Origin of the sequence: Caballeronia zhejiangensis, from assembly GCF_022879815.1 — a bacterium.
GTDB classification, from domain to species: Bacteria; Pseudomonadota; Gammaproteobacteria; order Burkholderiales; family Burkholderiaceae; genus Caballeronia; species Caballeronia zhejiangensis.
Genome location: NZ_CP084285.1, coordinates 165,865 through 184,662, shown reverse-complemented (window position 1 = coordinate 184,662; position 18,798 = coordinate 165,865). Strand labels below are relative to the sequence as shown.

Genomic DNA, 18,798 nt, shown 5'->3' with positions numbered 1-18,798 from the left:
AGGCAATGTGAAGCAAACGAAAGAGCCTTCGCGGCTATCTCCCGCGAGCGCCACGACTCGCGCGGCGCACTACGTGCCCTGGCTCGTGGCGCTCACGCTGCCGCTCGTCGTGGATGCCACAACGAGCGGCAATCTCGCGTACTGCCTGTTGTGGGCGTTCGGCGCGGTCGGCCTCGCCGCAATGTGGGGCTATGGCGGCATCCTGTCCTTCGGGCAGACCGCCTTCTTCGGATTGGCGGGCTACAGCTACGGCATCTTCACGCTGAATTACGGCGATGCCTGGTTCGATTCGTGGCTCGGTCTCGGCGCGGGACTGGTGGTGAGCATCGTCGCGGCGGCGCTGATCGGCTACATGATCTTCTATGGCCGCATCAAGGGCGTGTTCATCGGCATCGTCACGTTGTCGGTGACGCTCGTGCTCGAAACGTTCATGTCGCAGACGGCCGGTCCGCAATGGGCGATCGGCGAAGCGCGCCTGAACGGCTACAACGGCATGGGCGGCATGCCGCCGCTCACGGTTCCCTGGCCGGGCGGACCGCTCACGCTGGAAAACGCGAGCTTCTACTACCTCGTGCTGATTCTGCTGATCGTCGTCTATGCCGCGATGCGCAAGCTGCTCGACGGCACGTTCGGCCTCACGCTCATCGCCATTCGCGAGAATCCGCAGCGCGCCGAGATGCTGGGCGTCGATATCCGCCGGCATCAGTTGCTCGTGTTCGTGCTCGGCTGCGCGCTCGGCGGATTGTCGGGCGCCCTGTACACGATCTGGGGCTCCTACATCACGCCCTCGACGATGGGCCTCACGTCCGCCGCCATGCCTGTGATCTGGGTGGCGACGTCGGGCAGAAAGAGCATCGGCGGGACCATTCTCGGCACGGCGCTCCTCGTGTGGCTTTCGCAGAATCTCGCGGTGTACGGCAGCCAGTACGCGCTGATCCTGCTCGGCGCGATCCTGTTGATCGTCGTGCTCGCGGCGCCGGAAGGTCTGCTGCCGTTCGTCGCGCGGCATCTGCGGCGTATGCAGGGCCGCGCGGGTCAGGATGCGCCGCGCGGCGGCGCATGTCTCAAACGGGAGGAGGGCAAGTCATGACCACGCTGCTGGAAACGCGCGGACTCAAGAAGCACTTCGGCGGCGCGCACGTCATCAACGGCATCGACTTCCGCATCGATGCAGGCGAGATTCGCTGCGTGATCGGGCCGAACGGCGCGGGCAAGAGCACGTTCTTCAAGCTCATCACGGGGGAGCACCGGCCGTCGGAAGGCAGCGTGATGTTTCTCGGCCAGGACATGAGTCATGTGCTGCCGCACGAACGCATTCGCATGGGCATGAGCATCAAGTTCCAGATTCCCGGCGTGTTCCCGGACCTGAGCGTGCGTCAGCACTTGCAACTGTCGCTGCATCGCGCGAAGGACGATCGCCCCGAAAGCCTCGATGAACTCTTGCAGCGCTTCATGCTGGAAAACGAGGAACATGTGCTCGCGCGCAATCTGTCGCACGGCAAGAAGCAATGGCTCGAAATCGCGATGGCCGTATCGCTGCGTCCGAAGCTGCTCTTTCTCGATGAACCCGTCGCCGGCATGTCCGTCGAGGAAACCCATGCGACCGGCGAGCTCATCAAGCGTCTGTCGGCTGCGGGTCTCACGATGATGGTGGTCGAGCACGACATGACCTTCGTCAAGCAGATCGCGTCGCGCGTGACGGTGTTGCACGGAGGAAGCCTGCTCGCCGATGGCCCGCTCGACGAGATCCTCGCACGCGACGATGTCGCGGAAGTCTATCTGGGGAAGAAGAAATGAGCGCGTTGCTTCAAGTGTCGGGCGTGGAAGCGGGATACGGCGGCGGACGCGTGCTCAACGGCGTGTCGTTGAGCGTCGGGGCGGGCGAAGTGCTGGCGCTCATCGGGCGCAACGGCGTCGGCAAGACGACGCTGATGCGCGCGTTGATCGGGCTGATCGATCTCGATGCGGGGAGCATCGAACTCGATGGCGAATCCATCGGCCACGAAAAGCCGTATGTTCGCGCGCAGAAGGGCATGGGCTACGTGCCGCAAGGCCGCGAGATTTTCGGCGCGTTGACGGTCGCGGAAAACCTGCAGGTCGGCGCGCAGGCGAATCGCGCGCAGGCGGCGCAGATGAAGGACAAGGTGGTCGGCTATTTTCCGATTCTGAAGAAGCGCTACCAGCAGAAGGCCGGAACCATGAGCGGCGGCGAACAGCAGCAGCTTGCGATCGCGCGGGCGCTCATCAGTTCGCCGAAAGTGGTATTGCTCGATGAGCCGTCCGAAGGCATCCAGCCATCGATCGTCGATCTGATCGGCGAGACGCTTCAGCAGATCGCGCGTGAAACGGGCATCGGCGTGGTGCTGGTCGAGCAGGACATGGGGATGGTCGAACGCATCGCGACGCGCTGCTGCGTGATGGACAAGGGCCGCATCGTCGAGACGCTGAGCCCCGCGCAGCTCGCGGACGAACAACTGATTCGCCAGTATCTGGCACTGTGACGGAGACGAAACATGAAATGGCTTGAAGACTCGATCATGATGAAGCGTGGCGTCGGCGCCGATCGCGAGCCGGTGGAACACCATCTGACCGAGGAAATGCAGAAGACGTATCACTACACGATCGGCCCGTACTCGCAGCCGGTCTTGCATGTGAAGCCCGGCGATCGCGTCGTCGTGGAAACGCGCGACGCGTTCGAAGGCAAGATCAGGGAGGAGACGGACAAGCCGTCGCAAGTGCTGCAGGTGCCGTTCCTCAATCCGCAGAACGGGCCGATCATGATCGAGGGCGCGGAGAAGGGCGATGTGGTCGCCGTCTACATCGAAAAGATGGCGCCGCGCGGCGACGATCCGCACGGCTTCTGCTGCATGATCCCGAACTTCGGCGGATTGACGGGCACGGACTACACCGCGCTCCTGAACGAGCCGCTGCCCGAAGTGGTGCGCAAGATCAAGATCGACGAAGAAAACGTGTACTGGAGCAAACGCAACACGCTGCCGTACAAGCCGCATATCGGCACGCTGAGTCTTTCACCCGAAATCGATTCGATCAATTCGCTCACCCCCGACAATCACGGCGGCAACATGGACGTGCCCGACATGGGGCCGGGCAGCATCACGTACTTGCCGGTGCGCTCGCCGGGCGGACGGCTGTTCATCGGCGATGCACACGCCTGTCAGGGCGACGGCGAAGTCTGCGGCACGGCCGTCGAATATCAGAGCACGACGACCGTGCGCGTCGATCTCATCAAGAAGTGGCAGATCGACTGGCCGCGCCTCGAAAACGAAGATGCGCTGATGAGCATCGGCAGCGCGCGGCCGCTGGAAGACGCGACGCGCATCGCGTACCGTGAACTCGTGCTGTGGATGGCCGCGGAATACGGCTTCGACAAGTGGGACGCGTACATGATGCTGAGTCAGGTCGGCAAGGTTCGACTGGGCAATTTTGTCGATCCAAAATATACGGTTGGCGCAATGGTCGCCAAGCACTACCTCAAATAACGCGTCAGTCAGACGAATCCAGAGCAGTTGGTATCACGCGCGGGGCCGCCGTTCCGCGCGCATTCGAGAGCGTGTCACGAAATGGCTTTGTCCGATCCCATCCGAGTGGGCCTGTTGTGCTCGACGAGCGGCTCGACCGCGTTGCTCGAGCAGTCTCAATGGCGTGGTGCGCGCCTCGCCGTCGAAGAGATCAATGCGCGCGGCGGCATAGGCGGGCGCGAGCTCGTCGCCGTCCACTACGATCCCGCGTCCGATCCGGCTGCGTTCCGCGAGCTTGCGGAGCGTCTGATCGTGAAGGACGGCGTCAATACGATTTTCGGCGGATACACATCGACGAGCCGCAAGGCGATGCTGCCCGTCGTCGAAAAGCACAACCGTCTGCTGATTTACGCGCAGATGTACGAGGGCTTCGAGTATTCGGACAACATCATCTACAGCGGCGCGTCGCCCAATCAGAACGGCGTGCAACTCGCGGACTTCATGACGGAGACGTTCGGCGCGCGCGTGTATTTCGTCGGTTCGAGCTATGTCTATCCGTACGAATGCAACCGCACCATGCAGGAGCTGCTGCTTCAGCATCCGGAAGGCGCGATCCTCGGCGAACGCTATCTTTCGCTCGACGCCACGCGCGAGCAGTTCGAACAGGTCGTCGCGGACATCCGGCGCAAGTCGCCGGACTGGATCTTCAGCACGGTCATCGGCGCGACCGTGCCGTATCTCTACGATGCCTACGCGCACGCGGACTTCGATCCGTCGCGCATGCCGATCGGCAGCCTGAACACATCGGAGACGGAAATCCACGCGATGCAGCGTGGCATCGCGGCGGGGCACATCACGGCGGCGCCGTATTTTCAGAGCATCGACACGGAAGAGAATCATCGCGCGGTGGCGCATCATCAGTCGCGCTACGGCTCCGATACCCCGACCGACATGAACTGGGAGGCCGCGTACTATCAGATGCACATGTTCGCCGAAGCCTACGCGCGCTCGGGCTCCGACGAGATCGGGGCGATCATGCCGCATCTGCTCGGCTCGGAATACGCTGCGCCGCAAGGCCGCGTGCGCATCGATCCGGTCAATCATCACATGGCGCTCTATCCGCGCATCGGCCGCGCGAATGCCGACGGCCAGTTCACGATCCTGCGCGAGTCCAAGTTCGCCGTCGGCCCCGATCCGTACATGACGCGTCAGACGCTCGGGGACTGGGTCACGAAGCTGAGCACGCGAGAGTACTGACGTGAGCGCGCGAACAGACAGAGGCCAGCGAAGCCTGACGGGTTCGATTCTCGAGCGCAATGCGCGCGTCGTCGTGTTTCATCCCGATGACGATGACGGACTGACGCTCACGAATCATCTGAGGCGCATGGGCTTTCAGGTGGAGCGATGCTGGCCGCCCACGGACACGCTGCCCGAGAAGACCGATCTGGTGTTTCGCGCGTTGCTGCCCGAAGAGCGTGCGCCGAAGGGCGAGTGGAGCGGTCCGGATGCGCCGCCCGTCATCTGCGTGGTGGCGTATGAGAACCCGACGTTCATCGATCAGGCCATCAAGCTGGGATCGGACGGCATTGTCACGACGCCCATTCGCGCCTCCGGTCTCTTGTCCACCGTGGTGATGGCGCTCTATCACGCGAGGCGCGCGCGTCAGCATACGCAACGCATCGCGAGGCTCGAACAGAAGCTGCTCGACAGCCGGCATCTGCAGGAAGCCAAGAACATTTTGATGATCATGCATCGCGTGAGCGAGCGCGAAGCGTACGACATGCTGCGCGCGCAGGCGATGGAAAAGCGCGTGACCATCGACGATATCTGCCACTCCGTCATTCAGGCGGGCGAAGTCCTGCAGATCGCGCGCGGACTTTCAACGGAGGACGGGCGCGACCGGGAGTGAGCGCGTCGTGCCGCCATTTTCATCGACGTACAAAGGAGCGACGAACATGGACCTGCAACTGAAGGGCTTGAAGGCGATCGTCACCGGCGGAACCAAGGGCATCGGTCTCGCGATTGCGCGGACGCTGGCTGCCGAGGGCGCCGACGTGGCCATTTGCGCACGCGACGCGGCCAGCGTCGCGGCGACTGCGAGCGCGCTGTCCGAACTGAGCGGCGCTCGGGCATCGGGCGCGGCCGTCGATGTGTCGGATGGCGCGGCGCTCAAGGCCTGGGTCGAGCGCGTGGGTGCCGAGTGGGGCGGGCTCGATATCCTCGTGGCCAACGTGAGCGCGCTTGCTATCGGCAACGACATCGAATCGTGGCGCAAGGAGTTCGAGACCGATCTGCTCGGCACGGTCAATCTCGTCGATGCCGCCATGCCGTATCTCACCGCGAGCAAGGCTGCTTCGATCGTCGCGATTTCGAGCGTATCGGGACGCGAGATCGACTTCGCTGCGGGACCTTATGGCGTCTTCAAGGCCGCGCTCGTGCATTACATGCAGGGGCTCGCGAATCAACTCGCATCGAAGGGAATTCGCGCGAACACGGTTTCGCCGGGCAACGTGTACTTCGAAGGCGGCGTGTGGGACTGGATCGAGCACAACGATCCGGCGCTGTTCGAACGCGCGCTGGCGCTCAATCCGACCGGCCGCATGGGCAAGCCGCAGGAGATCGCGAATGCGGTGGCGTTCGTTGCGAGTCCGGCGGCGAGCTTCGTGAGCGGCGCGAACATCGTCGTCGATGGTGCGCTCACGCGCGGCGTTCAACTCTGACAAACCGGGCAACTCAACGGGGGCATCGAATGGAAACACGCAGTGCGATCGACATCGATCTCGTCAACCTCACGGTCGAGAGCGTGCAGGACGGATTCAAGCGCGGCAAGTTCACGGCCGAGCAACTGGCGCGGGCCTGCTTCGACTGGATCGAGCGCCATAACGGCACCTATAACGCGCTGATCTTTCTGAATCCGGCGGCGCTCGACGATGCCCGCAGCATCGACGAACGGCGCGCGGCCGGTGAATTATTGGGGCCGCTCGCGGGCGTGCCGGTCGTCATCAAGGACCCGATGGACATGGTCGGCTTCCCGACCACCGCGGGATGGTCGAAGCTGTACAGCAAGACGGGCGGCGTCGATCTGATGCCCGAGCGCGATGCGCCGGTCGTCGCGCGCATGCGTCGTGCGGGCGCGATTCTGCTCGGCAAGACGAACGTGCCGATCCTGAGCCACACCGGCTCGCACGCCAACGATAGCTGGGCGGGCCCCACGATCAATGTCCCAATGCGCGACCGCGTGCCGGGCGGCAGCAGCGCGGGCACGGCGTCGGCGGTGGCATCGGGCATGGCGGTGCTCGGGCTCGCCGAGGAAACCGGCGGATCGATCCAGAATCCCGCATCGGCGCAGGATCTCGTGGGCATCAAACCGACCATCGGTCTGGTGCCGAATGCGGGCGTGGTGCCGTTGTCGGGCAACCGCGATGTCGTCGGGCCGATCGCGCGCAACGTGAGAGACGCCGCGCTGTGTCTCGACGTGCTCGCCGGCTACACGAGCGAAGACCCGAAGACGCTCGCGAGCGTGGGCCGGCAACCGGAAGGCGGCTATGCGGCCGCGCTGGACGGCAACGCGCTGCGGGGCAAACGCATCGGGCTCTACGGTCCCGGGTGGCGCAATCAGCCGCTTTCCGACGAAGCCGCCGCGTTGTACGAGCGTGCGAAGGGCGAACTGGTATCGCTCGGCGCGACGCTGATCGACGATCCGTTTCAAGGCTCGGGCTTCGCCGATCTGCGCAAGACGACTGCGCCGCTGGCCAATTTCGATGCGCGCGGTCTCGAATCCATTCCCTACGATGTCGAGAAGTATCTCGAACGGCTCGGCAAGGGCGCGGCGCTGAAGACCTTCGCGGAGTTCGCGCAGGCCACGCAGGACGAAGACGCATTCGGTCCGGACGGCGTGTTGAACTTCATGCATAACCTGGCGGATTTCAAGGCCGCGCTGGCGAATCCGTCGCTGCCGCCGGAGATGCCCGAATTCGTCGCACTGAAGGCGCGTTATCTGCGTATCTTCGACAAGGTGTTCGACGAGCAACGGCTCGACGCGCTCGTCTTCCCGCAGATGCGTTGCGAGCTTCCGCCGCTACACGGCAAGGACACCATTCAGGAAACGACCGTGGGCGAGATCAATATCGCGGGTCTGCCGGGCGTCGCGGTGCCGGCGGGTTATTACGCGTCGGGCTCGCCGTTCGGCCTCATCTTCGTGGGCCGCCAGTGGGACGAAGGCGCCTTGCTCGCGTTGGCCTATGCGTATGAGCAAGGCGCGGGCAAGCGGAAGGCGCCTGTGCTCGCCTGACGCGGGTTGCACGCGCGTGCGTCGAATGGCTCGCCTTTGCGGGCGGGCCGCACGAATCCCGCGCTAGCCGCCATCGCCGCTGCTGCGATTGACGACAAGAAGTATTCCCGCGCCGGAAATCACCGTGCCGAGAGCCATCAGCCACGATAGCGGCTCGCGAAACATCGCCCATGCCCAGATCAGCGTGACGGGCGGGCTGAGGAACAGAACGCTCGTCACGCGAGCAGACGATGTCCGCCGCAGACACGCCCAGTAAAGACCGCATCCGCCGAGCGTCGCGAAGATGACGCTCCACGCGACGCTCGCCGCGAAACCGGCGGACAGCATCGGTGCAATGCGGCCTTGAGATGCTTGCAACGCGAGAAAGATCGGGCACGACACCAAGCTCTGCAGCCAGAGCATGCCGAGCGGAGTCAGGGTGCCGCAGTGCGAAGAACGTTGCTGCCAGACGGTGCCCGCCGCGAGCGATAGCATCCCCGCGACCGGCAGTCCATAGGCCCATGCGGGCGCGCTGCCGAGAGAAAGGGCATCGCGACAGACGATCAGCGTCCCGGCAAGACCGAGCCCTAATCCGGCCCACACGACAGCCGGGCTGCGCTGGCGAAAGAGACACGTGGTAATCAGCACCACGCCGACAGGCAACAAGTCCGCGATGAGGGCCGCCAGACCGGCGGGCACGCCAAGCTGCACGCCACCCGCGACGCCCGCAAGATAGCCGGCCATCGCCAATGCGCCGATGCATGATTGCCGGATCAGAACAGACTTGGGCGCATGCCGCATCTCCCGCGCCACAAACGGAAACAAGCCGATGGACAGCGCGATGAACCGCCACAACGTCACCAGATAGACCGGCGCATAGTCCGCCGAGAACCGCATTCCGATGAAGCCCGAACTCCAGGTGAGCACCATTGCCGCTTCGAGAAAAGGCAGCGGCATGGGGCTCCGTCCCGGCACGGGCTGGTCTGTGTATGTTCTCGCCATGCATCCACACTAGCGCGCCGCCGTGGATTCGAAAATCAAAATATACTGATCCGGTCGTTCAACAACGCTAAACCACCCGGGATCACACGATGAGCACAGTGCTAGACATCGAACTGCTGCGGACCTTTCACGCGATAGCGCGGCTGGGGCGCTTCCGGGCGGCGGCCGAGCACGTCAACCGAAGTCCGGCGGCGGTGAGCCTTCACATTCAGCGTCTGGAAGCCGCTGCGGGCGGCAGATTGCTGGAGCGGGACAATCAGTCGGTCACGCTGACCGTGTTGGGCAAACGGTTGCTGGCGAGCACGGGCGAGTTGCTGGCGGCTCACGACCGGATAATCGACGAGATCAAGGGCAAACGGCTGGCGGGCCGCGTCGTGCTCGGCATCCCCGACGAATACGCTGCTCACGTGATTCATGACATCCTGCCGGACTTCGCGACGAGTTGGCCCGACGTGGTGCTCGAAGTGAAGACCGCGCCGAGCTTCAAGCTGCGGGATCAGATCGCGCGCGGCAAGCTCGACTTGGCGATCTTCGTTCAGCCCGCGCACCGAAGCAGATCGGCGAACGTACTGACGCTGACGACGCCCGTCTGGGTCGGCAGTCCGACGTTCGCGCTCGACGAGTCACGTCCGGTTCCATTGGCGCTGTACGCCGAGCCGTGTCCCTATCGTTTGGCGATGACAGACGCACTGGAAGCCGCGGGGCGCAAGTGGCGAGTCGTGCTCGACAGCGCATCGACGCAAGTCATCAAGGCGTGCGTCGAATCAGGGCTCGCGGTGACGCTGCTCGACCGGGCAAGAGTCACCGCGGACATGCGCGTGATCGACGGTCTTGCGCATGTAGCCGATCACGAGGTGGTGTTGATGCGCGGTGACACCGGACGCGCAACCGAGGCCATCGATCTGCTCGCAACGGCGCTGCGGCAGCAGTTCCGGCTTTAGCGCCGCGCGCGATTCGAGCATTCAAGCGCCGGCTCTTTGGAGAAACTTCGCCCGCATCGGCTTCAGCACGAACATCGCGAGCACGGCCGTCACGATGTCGAGCGTGATCCCGACGCTGAACACCGGCACCCAGCTTCCCGCGTGCTGATGCAAGAGCGCCGCGAGCGGACCGCCGAAGATCGAACCGATGCCCTGCGAGATATACAGCCAGCCATAGTTTTCGGTGGCGTGGCGCGTGCCGAAGGTATCCGTCAAGGTGGACGGGAAGAGCGAGAAGATTTCGCCCCAACCGAAGAAGACGACGCCCGAGAGCAGCACGAACAAGACGGCGTTGTCACGCGTCAGGAGCCACAGCGCCATCGCCACGCCTTCGAGCGCGAAGGCGAAGAACATCGTGTTTTCACGGCCGAATTTGTCGGAGACCCAGCCGAACAGCGGGCGCGTGAGTCCGTTGGTGAAGCGGTCGATGGTCAGCGCGAGCGGCAGCGCGGCCATGCCGAACACGACGACCTTCGTGATGCCGAAGTCCGCCGCGAAGGTCGCCATCTGCGATGTGACCATGAGGCCCGAGGTGGACATCATCGTCATCATGGCGAACATGAGCCAGAAGAGCGGCGACTTCATCATTTGCGAAGGACGCAGATTCGGCACGTTCGATACCGCCACCGCCGATGCCTTCGCCGGCGCTTCGTCACGCGGCACGCGCAAGCCTTGCGATGCGACGAAGCCCACGACCGCGAACGCGATGCCGTAGATCGACAGCGTCGCATCGAGACCGCGCGCCGCCAGCGATGCCGAGATCGGGAACGTCGTCACGATTGCGCCCATGCCGTAGCCCGCGGCCACCGCGCCCGCCGCGAAGCCGCGCCGGTCGGGGAACCAGCGCACCATCAGCCCGACCACGCCGACATACACGATGCCCGTGCCGAGCCCGCCCACGAGACCGTAGGTGAGATACAGCATCGATGTGCTCGCGGCCATCGACGAGAGCACCCAACTCAGGCCCGACATGACGGTGCCGAGCGAAATCAGCAGGCGCGGACCGAAGCGGTCGATCAGCTTGCCCTGAAACGGCGAGAAGAACGTCTGCAGGATGATGAGCAGCGAGAACGTGACCTGCAACTCGGGCAGCGGCACGCCGAGCTTCGCCGACAGCGGTTTGGTCAGCAGCGTCCACACGTATTGCGGGCTGGAAATCGACATCATGCAGAGCAGGCCGAGACCGAGTTGCAGCCAGCGGTTGTGAGCGGCGATCGCGGGCGCGGCCGCATCGTCGTGCAGTGTCTGGATGCGTGTGTTCATAGGCGTTCCCCGGTTGATGTGCGGATAAAAAAGGATGAGTCGTGCCCTCCGGTTCGACGAGCGCGGAACCGGATCACTTCGAAGCAAGAGCGTGTTGAGCGTTACCAGCCGGCGGCTGAGCCGTCGCTGCGTGGATCGTGACCGGCTTCGAATAATCCATCGGGATACCGAACGATTGCGCCGGCGTGCCCCATCGCTTCGTCGTAGGCGGCGAGCACTTCGACGTCGTGACCGAGCGCGCGCAATGCGTCGATGGTCTCGTCGGGAAAGCGCGCTTCCAGCTTGAGCGAGTCGGTCGACTGGCCCCACGTGCGGCCAAGCAGCCAGCGCGGCGCATCGATCGCGGCCTGCGGATTCCAGCCGAATCGCGCGATGCGCGAGAACACCGCACTCTGCGATTGCGGCTGGCCGTCGCCGCCCATGTTGCCGTAGACCATCGTGCGGCCATCGGCGAAACGGGCGAGCGCGGGATTGAGCGTGTGGAACGGACGGCGGCCCGGCATCAGCGGATTGAGCGACGACGGATCGAGCGAAAAGCTGCAACCCCGGTTCTGCCAGTTGATGCCCGACTGCGGGAGAACGATGCCGCTGCCGAACTCGTGATAAATGCTCTGGATGAAGCTGACGGCAACGCCATCGCCATCGATGACGCCCATCCAGACCGTATCGCCGGGACCGCGGCCACGGCCCCAGGGCGCGGCGCGCGACATCGACACTTGCCGGGCCATCGCATCGAGCGCGGCGGGATCGAGTTGCGTGACGGCATCGATGCGCATGTGGTCCGGATCGGTCACGTGTTCGTCGCGCACCTTGAAGGCGAGCTTCGTCGCTTCGACGCATGCATGGACGAACTCGGGGCCGAGCGGGTTCATGTCGTCGGTCAGCACGCGGTCCAGCACGCCGAGAATCAGCAGCGACACGAGACCTTGCGTCGGCGGCGGCATGTTGTAGACGGTGCCCAGCGTATGCGTGAGCGCGAGCGGCGTACGTTCGCGAGCCGTGTGCCGTTCGAGATCGGCGAGGGTGATGAGCGTTTCCAGCGACGACAGGTCGTGCGCGATGCTGCGCGCCAGATCTCCGCGATAGAAGTCGTCGAGACCGGCATCGGCGAGCTGTTGCAGCGTTGCGGCGAGACGCGCGTTGACGAAGCGCTCGCCGGTGCGCGGCACGCGGGCATCGGGCATGAAGGTTTGCGCGAAGCCCGGCACGTTTCCGAGTTCGCCGCACTTGCCCGCCATGCAGTCGGACTGACTGCGCGTGACGGGAATGCCCGCCTTCGCATAATGAATCGCGTCTTCCAGCAGACGCGCAACGGGTAGGCGTCCGCCGAGCGTGTTCTTCGAGAAGCGCTGCGCGAAGTCCCAACCGGAGACGGTGCCCGCGACGGTGTTGGCCGCGAGCGGGCCGCGTGCAGGAATGGCGTCGAGGCCCAGCGCGCGATACGTGCCGATGTCGGCGCGCATCGCTGCCGCACCGCACGCCTCGATGCCGATCGGCGCGTGACCCGGACGCGAGATCAGCCAGAAGCCGTCTCCGCCGATGCTGTTCATGTGCGGATAAACCACCGCGACGGTGGCGGCGGCCGCGATCATCGCTTCGACGGCGTTGCCGCCTTCGCGAAGGACGGCGAGCGCACTTTGCGATGCAAGCGCATGCGGCGCCACGGCCATGCCGCGCGAGCCGCGTGTGGGATTGATTGCAGCAGAGACTTCCAGAGACATCGACGTTTCCTTGTATACAACGAAATCGTCAATGCGAGTTCCGTGCCAGGCGTCCGTGAAAACCCTATGGAGCCTTGCTGACTATGCCTTGCAGCGTGGTTTGCCGCATGTTTGAAGGAAGCGCGGCGATGCCGTCAGATGGTGCGCCGCGGTCGCGCCGGTGCGTGCGCGACGCTCGAACGCCCCGCTTCGGTGCGGGCGCCGAGCAGGCGCTGCATCGTGAGGCCGCTCACGCTTGCCTGGCTGCCGCTGATATGACGCGACACCAGTTCGACGCTCGATGCGCTGTCGCCGCGACGAATGGCATCGAGAATGGCGGCATGCTCTTCATACGTCTCCGCGATGCCATCGCCCTTCACGAGATCGAGCCGGCGCACCACGCGGATACGGTCGGTGACGCGCTGCATCGTCGCGGTGAGTTCATCGTTGCCCGCGGCCGCTACCAGCGCATGATGCAGCGATTCGTCCAGTTCGACGAGCTTTCGTCCATCGACGACCCGGCGCGCACGGCCAACGCGCCAAATGCGATCGAGCGCATCGAGCAGCAAGTTAAGATCGGCTTGCGGCGTTTCGCCATTGCAGAGCTTGCGCACGGCGAAGACCTCGATCATCTGACGCATCTCGTAGAGGTCGTCGAAACGCTTGTTGTCGATGGGCACCACTTCCCAGCCGCCGCGCACATAGCCTTGCATCAGGCCATCGCTTTGCAGGCGTTGCAGCGCTTCGCGTGCAGGCGTACGCGATACGCCGAAGCGTTCCGCAATGGCGCCTTCCGTCAGCCGGTCGCCGGGCAGGATCCGCATGTCGAAGATTTCCTCGCGCAGCGTGTAATAAACGTGATCCGCGCGCGACAGCGCGGCGTCTTGCGCGTTGACAAGGCTTGCGTCGGCCATAACGGTGAGCGGGGTAGCGTGCATGGACGGGAAGCTTATCAAAGGGCTGCGCGTCGCCAGAATTGCTGGACGGCAAGAATCGCTTTGTGAATAAATGGCGCGTTCGCCAGCGAAGCTGCCGCGCGATTTATCGCTTCAATTCGAAGATGCTGTCGATCTCGACCGGGATGCCCATCGGCAACGTATGCACGCCGAGCGCGCTTCGAGCGGGAAGCCTGTCTTGTCCGAACAATGTCAGCAAGAGGTCGCTGGCGCCGTTGGCCACTTGCGGATGTTGCGTGAACGACTGTTCGGCGCGCACGTAGACCGTCAGCCGGCTGCATCGCTCGATGTTGTCCAGACCGCAGGCTTGATCGACGCAAGCCAGGATCATCAGCATCGTCAGATGCGCCGCGTGGCGCGCCGTTTCGACAGACATGTCGCCGCCGACCATTCCGACGATTGGCTTGCCGTTTTCGAAAGGCCCGAGACCGGAAACATAGACCTGACTGCCCGCAATCGACACCGTTCGATAGGAGCCGAGCGGCGCGATGGGCGCCGGCAGTTCGATCCCCGCTTGTGCAAGGCGTTCGGATACGTTCATGTTCGGCTCACCGTGATGTGATCAAAACACTAGCGTAACCCGGTCAATATCCTCGGCTATCGCGATCGCGATTTGTATTTCCAGAAGGGCGGCCCGTCCTGCGCGTCACTGCTTCGCTCCGATTCCCTCGATGCGCCACAACTGCGTCTCGAGGCGGGGGCCTGTCTCGGGCTTGAACCAGCTCATGTCCTGGATGTGGGAACTCGTAACGTAGAGGGTCCCGTCGGGGCCCTCGGAGAACGTATCGGGCCAGCGCAGCCGCTTGTCCTGCACGAGGGTCGTGATGCGATCCCCGTCACGGACTCTGACTGCGTCCTGCTCGATCGCGCTCAGATAAAGTCGCCCGCGCTCATCGATCCAAAGACCGTCGGTCGGCTCCGTCTCGGCGACACGCTCCACGCGCGCTTCGAGGTCCTTCTCCGACAGACGCGGGTTCTGCAATGCGTTTGTCGCGATGCGATAGAGCGTGCGACCGGTCAGTGCTTTCCAGTAGAGCGTGCGCCCATCGCGCGAAAGCGCGAGGCTGTCGGCGGCAAATTCGACTCCGCGTCCGTCGGGTCGGCGTAGCGGCTGCCCGTCGATCCTGACGACCACGTCCTTTTCCGGCTGCGTGCTCGGATGGCCGCCGAGCACGCGCCTGGCCTTGCCGGTCTGCAGATCCACGACCACGAGCGCTCCCTTGGCCCCGGCATCGGTCAGGTAGGCATAGTGACCATCCGGCGAAAACCGCACATCGTTCAGATAGCTTCCCTGAGGCGCGACGCTCTCGTCGAAGCGGATCACCTGCGCGACCTGGTTCGCCTTGAGGTCGATCTTGACGAGCTTGGGTCCGCCCGGCACGAGCGATGCCGTGGCTGGCGCGGCCGGATCGACGACCCAAAGATTGCCGTGTGCATCGGTCACGACGCTCTGGACGCACACGAAATGATCTCCGGCGGACATCTGGTTCTTCTTCTCGTTGCGCCATGCATTCCACTCGTCGTCCGGGTAGGGTTTGATCTGGCCGTCGCGCGTCACTTCTGCAACCGAGACCGGCGCATCTTCTGTCCAGCGCGGAAAATTGACGAAGATGCGCCCATCCTTCGAAACGGTCACGCCCGTAACCTGGTGCTCGAATTTTGCGACCTGTTGCAGTTGTGGCGTATCGGATGTAGGCCCCGCGTGCTGCTGTGCGATGGATGCATTGGCGAGAAGCGTCATCGCCACGATGGCGGACGCGGCTGCGATTCGGATCATGGTCGTTTCCTTTGCATGGCGGCACTCGGGATGCGCGGCGAATTTACGGCGCGAACACGGCGCGGACGCAGCCGTCGGTCTTGTGCTTGAACATGTCGTAGCCGCGTGGCCCGTCCTCCAGCGAGAAGCGGTGAGTGGCGAGGTAAGCAGGGTTCAGCTCGCCTTTCTGCGCGTGCGAGAGCAGCCGATCCATATAGGCTTGCCCGTGCTGCTGCGCGCTGCGCACCGTCATGCCCTTGTTCATGATGGCGCCCATCGGGAACTTGTCGATCAGCCCGTAGACGCCGAGCACCGACAGCGTGCCGCCTTTGCGGCAGGCCATCACGGCCTCGCGCAGCGCCTGGCCGCGGTCCGTCTCCAGACGCAGCGCCTGTTTGACGCGGTCATACGCGTATTGCGGCCCGGTGCCGTGCGCTTCCATTCCTACCGCGTCGATGCACGCGTCGGGGCCGCGCCCGCCGGTCATCTCCATGAGCGTTTCGAGGACGCTGTCGACCGCCGTATAGTCGATCGTCTCGGAGCCGGCGTGCTCGCGCGCCATCTGCAAGCGCTCGGGAAAGCGGTCGATCGCGATGACGCGCTCCGCGCCCATCAGACGCGCGCTTTGCTGCGCCATCAGCCCTACGCCGCCGCAGCCCCAGACCGCGACCGTGTCGCCCGGCTGGATGTTGCAGAAGTCGGCGCCCATGTAGCCGGTCGGCGCCGCATCGGAGAGGAACAGCGCCGTATCGTCCGCGACGCCGTCAGGGACTTTGAAGCAGTCGTTGTCGGCAAACGGTACGCGCACGTATTGCGCGTGCGCGCCCGCATAGCCGCCGAACGCGTGCGTGTAGCCGTAGATGCCTGCGGTCGTATGTCCGCCCAGAAGGGGTGCCTGTAGCTCGGGCTTGGGATGCGTGTTGTCGCACAACGAGTAGAGCGAGTGCTGGCAATACCAGCATTGCCCGCAAACGATGAATGAAGGAACCACGACGCGGTCGCCCTTTGCGAGGCGCTTCACCTCGGGGCCGATCTCCTCGATCACGCCCATGAACTCGTGGCCGATGACATCGCCCGACTTCATCGTCGGGATGTAGCCGTCGATGAAGTGAAGATCCGAGCCGCAAGTCGTCGACAGACTGACGCGCAGGATCGCGTCGCGGGGATTGATGATCTCCGGGTCTTTCACAGTCCCGACGCGCAGGTCGTTTACCCCGTTCCAGTACAGTGCTCGCATGTTCACTCTCCTTAACGCGTGGTTGCGCGAGCAGCGGGCTGCCGCTCAGTGGTGGGAATCTCGCCGGTCTCGACGAGGCTCTTGAAGCGCCGCAGCGCGTTGTCCGCGACCAGATTCAGCGGCGTGGTCCCGAGAAGTTGCAGCAGGCCTTCACCGAGCGCGCCGCCGGGCGGGTCGAACCGGACGTGCAGCGTCGCCACGGTGCCGCGGTCGTTCGGGGCGGCGTCGAAGCGGACGGATCCCTCGTTCGGAATGGCGGCGCCAGGCAGCGAGCGCCAGCCGACGCCTCCGCCGGGGCCGTCGACGATCTCCGATTCCCATTGGTAGGCGCGACCGAGCGGCGTCCTTATTTCCCAGCGCATGCGGCCGTCGCCCGCCGGGTGCAACGTCGCGAAGCCTGCCACGAGTTGCGGGAGCGTCCCGGGCGCAAGCCAGAGCCGACGAAGCTCGTCCGCAGTCTTGCCGATGGTGATTGCGCGCTCCACCTCCGGCGTCGCGCCGGCGGTCCCACTTCGCCCCTTGTTGTCTGCCCGTCCGCGATGGAGCGGGACACCGTACCCGGCACTCGCCGCTGCCATGCCCGCGCAGGCAGTGAGCGCGAGAGCCACGGCGCCTTTCTTTCGTCCGGCGAGTCCGGACACGATCAAGGCCGCGCTGAGCGCGACGGGGATCCAGCCAATGCCCTGCATGGCTTCTCCGGCCGACACGCCCGAAGAATGGCCGCCGCGCCTCAGTGATTCGCGCGGCCGGATAGCAAGAATGTTGCTTGCCATAACAAATGCTCCAAAGGTTACTGATCGCCGTGGTGCCCGCTGCGCTGTTCGTACCGTGCAGCGGGATCGACGAGACATGTTGGCGACGCTCGAGCCCATTGCACGCGTGGCAATGATTGAGCGATGAGCCCGAGCGCTCATGCAACCACGATCGCTGCGTCGCTTCGCTAACCTCCCGGATGCAAGACCACCTTGGTCCAGCCGTGGTCGCGCACGTCGAAGTGCTGATAGGCGTCAGGCGCCTGGTCGAGTTTCAACTCATGCGACACGATGAACGATGGCTTCGCGCGGCCCGCGTGTATCAGATCGCGCAATTGCCGGTTGTATGCCTTGACGTTGCACTGGCCCGTGGCGATGTGCTGCCCCTTGAACCAGCACTTGCCCCAGTCGAACGCGATCTGACCTTTCTTCGCCAGTTCGTCGTGCGCGCCCGGATCCTCGGGAATGAACACGCCCACCACGCCGATCCCGCCGGTGAACTTGACCGACGACACGAGGTTGTTCATCGTGAGATTGGGGTTCTCGTGGCGTTGCGGAGCCGGATCGTGGCACTGGTAGCCAACGCATTCGCATCCCACGTCCGCGCCCATGCCTTGGGTGAGATCCATGACCCGCTGCACCGGATCTTCCTTCGAATAATCGATCGCGATCGCGCCGATGGACTCCGCGAGCTTGAGCCGGTCGGGATGGCAATCGACCACCATGACGCTGCGGGCGCCCTTGATCATCGCCGAGTGCGCGGCCATCAGACCGACGGGGCCGGAGCCGTAGATCACCACGGCGTCGCCGGGCCTCATGCCGGCGAGTTCGGTCGCGTGCCAGCCGGTCGGGAAGATGTCGGCGCACATCACGTAGTCGGTCTGCTTCTGCTGGGCGTCAGGCGGCAGCTTCAAGGACATGAAGTCGGCCCAAGGCACCCGGAGATATTCGGCCTGTCCGCCCGGCCACGGACCCATGTCCGCAAAGCCGAATGCGCCGCCGGCGATTCCCGGCTGGTTCGCGCTCAGGCAAAACGCCGTGAGGCCGCGCTCGCAGTTCATGCAGTGGCCACAACTTACATTGAATGGCAGGCACACCCAGTCGCCGGGCTTGATCCGCTCCACGGCAGGCCCGACCTCCTGAACGACGCCCAGATTTTCATGACCGAAGATGCGGCCTTGCTCGAAGTCGGTTCGGCCCTCGTACATATGCAGATCGGAACCGCAGATGTTGGTACTGGTGATTCTGACGATGGCGTCGGTCGGACGCTCGATCTTGGGATCCGGAACATTCTCGACCGTAACTTCACGAGGACCGCGATACACAACGGCTTTCATATGTTTCTCCCGAGAGTTCAACTGCGAAGAGCCTGAGCCGCGAAACCTTCGGCGGCTGTCGGCGTC

General features: G+C 64.2%; 18 protein-coding genes. 9 read left to right on the top strand and 9 right to left on the bottom strand.

Annotation, left to right across the window (positions count from 1 at the left end; translation table 11 throughout):
- Window positions 1–7: 7 nt before the first annotated feature.
- From LDZ23_RS21900 to LDZ23_RS21865, 8 genes are all read left to right on the top strand, one after another.
- On the top strand, window positions 8–1,090 hold the full coding sequence (locus LDZ23_RS21900) for an ABC transporter permease subunit (protein ID WP_008348137.1): 1,083 nt from the start codon (window positions 8–10) through the stop codon (window positions 1,088–1,090).
- Window positions 1,087–1,797: an ABC transporter ATP-binding protein gene (locus LDZ23_RS21895; protein WP_008348134.1), complete on the top strand. Its 711-nt coding sequence runs from the start codon at window positions 1,087–1,089 to the stop codon at window positions 1,795–1,797. The genes LDZ23_RS21900 and LDZ23_RS21895 overlap by 4 nt, the downstream gene beginning before the upstream one ends.
- Complete coding sequence (locus LDZ23_RS21890; RefSeq protein WP_008348132.1) at window positions 1,794–2,501, top strand: ABC transporter ATP-binding protein; 708 nt, start codon at window positions 1,794–1,796, stop codon at window positions 2,499–2,501. Before LDZ23_RS21895 ends, LDZ23_RS21890 begins: the two co-directional genes overlap by 4 nt.
- Before the next feature lie 12 nt (window positions 2,502–2,513).
- Window positions 2,514–3,500 (top strand): acetamidase/formamidase family protein, encoded by a 987-nt coding sequence (locus LDZ23_RS21885; protein WP_008348131.1) that lies wholly within the window; start codon window positions 2,514–2,516, stop codon window positions 3,498–3,500.
- An 81-nt stretch (window positions 3,501–3,581) separates the two neighbouring features.
- Entirely contained in the window at window positions 3,582–4,736 is a 1,155-nt protein-coding gene (locus tag LDZ23_RS21880; RefSeq protein WP_008348129.1) for a transporter substrate-binding domain-containing protein, read from the top strand.
- 1 nt (window position 4,737) lies between these two features.
- Window positions 4,738–5,388, top strand: a complete 651-nt coding sequence (locus LDZ23_RS21875) for an ANTAR domain-containing response regulator (RefSeq protein ID WP_008348127.1) — start codon at window positions 4,738–4,740, stop codon at window positions 5,386–5,388.
- Window positions 5,389–5,434: 46 nt separating this feature from the next.
- The gene (locus tag LDZ23_RS21870; protein WP_008348126.1) at window positions 5,435–6,199 is read left to right on the top strand and encodes an SDR family NAD(P)-dependent oxidoreductase; all 765 of its coding nucleotides are present in this window, start codon (window positions 5,435–5,437) and stop codon (window positions 6,197–6,199) included.
- Between the two features lie 29 nt (window positions 6,200–6,228).
- Window positions 6,229–7,770: an amidase gene (locus LDZ23_RS21865; protein WP_008348121.1), complete on the top strand. Its 1,542-nt coding sequence runs from the start codon at window positions 6,229–6,231 to the stop codon at window positions 7,768–7,770.
- Window positions 7,771–7,833: 63 nt separating this feature from the next.
- Here the strand turns inward: LDZ23_RS21865 and LDZ23_RS21860 are convergent, their stop codons facing one another.
- A complete protein-coding gene (locus tag LDZ23_RS21860) occupies window positions 7,834–8,706 on the bottom strand; it encodes a DMT family transporter (RefSeq protein WP_034470932.1) in 873 nt (290 codons plus the stop codon).
- Between the two features lie 134 nt (window positions 8,707–8,840).
- On the opposite strand from LDZ23_RS21860, the gene LDZ23_RS21855 reads away from it, so the two are divergent.
- Window positions 8,841–9,692: a LysR family transcriptional regulator gene (locus tag LDZ23_RS21855; protein ID WP_008348117.1), complete on the top strand. Its 852-nt coding sequence runs from the start codon at window positions 8,841–8,843 to the stop codon at window positions 9,690–9,692.
- Window positions 9,693–9,713: 21 nt separating this feature from the next.
- On the opposite strand, the gene oxlT is transcribed toward LDZ23_RS21855, so the two are convergent.
- The 8 genes from oxlT to LDZ23_RS21815 form a co-directional block, all read right to left on the bottom strand.
- A complete protein-coding gene (oxlT, locus tag LDZ23_RS21850; protein WP_244808217.1) occupies window positions 9,714–10,994 on the bottom strand; it encodes an oxalate/formate MFS antiporter in 1,281 nt (426 codons plus the stop codon).
- 101 nt (window positions 10,995–11,095) lie between these two features.
- Window positions 11,096–12,715 (bottom strand): gamma-glutamyltransferase family protein, encoded by a 1,620-nt coding sequence (locus LDZ23_RS21845; protein ID WP_008348114.1) that lies wholly within the window; start codon window positions 12,713–12,715, stop codon window positions 11,096–11,098.
- 134 nt (window positions 12,716–12,849) lie between these two features.
- On the bottom strand, window positions 12,850–13,608 hold the full coding sequence (locus LDZ23_RS21840) for a GntR family transcriptional regulator (protein WP_008348112.1): 759 nt from the start codon (window positions 13,606–13,608) through the stop codon (window positions 12,850–12,852).
- Window positions 13,609–13,735: 127 nt separating this feature from the next.
- Window positions 13,736–14,191, bottom strand: coding sequence for a RidA family protein (locus LDZ23_RS21835; RefSeq protein ID WP_008348110.1), 456 nt, complete (start codon window positions 14,189–14,191; stop codon window positions 13,736–13,738).
- A 105-nt stretch (window positions 14,192–14,296) separates the two neighbouring features.
- Window positions 14,297–15,427: an SMP-30/gluconolactonase/LRE family protein gene (locus LDZ23_RS21830; RefSeq protein ID WP_034470935.1), complete on the bottom strand. Its 1,131-nt coding sequence runs from the start codon at window positions 15,425–15,427 to the stop codon at window positions 14,297–14,299.
- A gap of 43 nt (window positions 15,428–15,470) precedes the next feature.
- Window positions 15,471–16,643, bottom strand: coding sequence for a zinc-dependent alcohol dehydrogenase (locus tag LDZ23_RS21825; RefSeq protein ID WP_034470938.1), 1,173 nt, complete (start codon window positions 16,641–16,643; stop codon window positions 15,471–15,473).
- Between the two features lie 11 nt (window positions 16,644–16,654).
- A complete protein-coding gene (locus tag LDZ23_RS21820; protein WP_051996434.1) occupies window positions 16,655–17,416 on the bottom strand; it encodes an SRPBCC family protein in 762 nt (253 codons plus the stop codon).
- 167 nt (window positions 17,417–17,583) lie between these two features.
- The gene (locus LDZ23_RS21815) at window positions 17,584–18,732 is read right to left on the bottom strand and encodes a glutathione-independent formaldehyde dehydrogenase (protein ID WP_034470940.1); all 1,149 of its coding nucleotides are present in this window, start codon (window positions 18,730–18,732) and stop codon (window positions 17,584–17,586) included.
- Window positions 18,733–18,798: the final 66 nt, after the last annotated feature.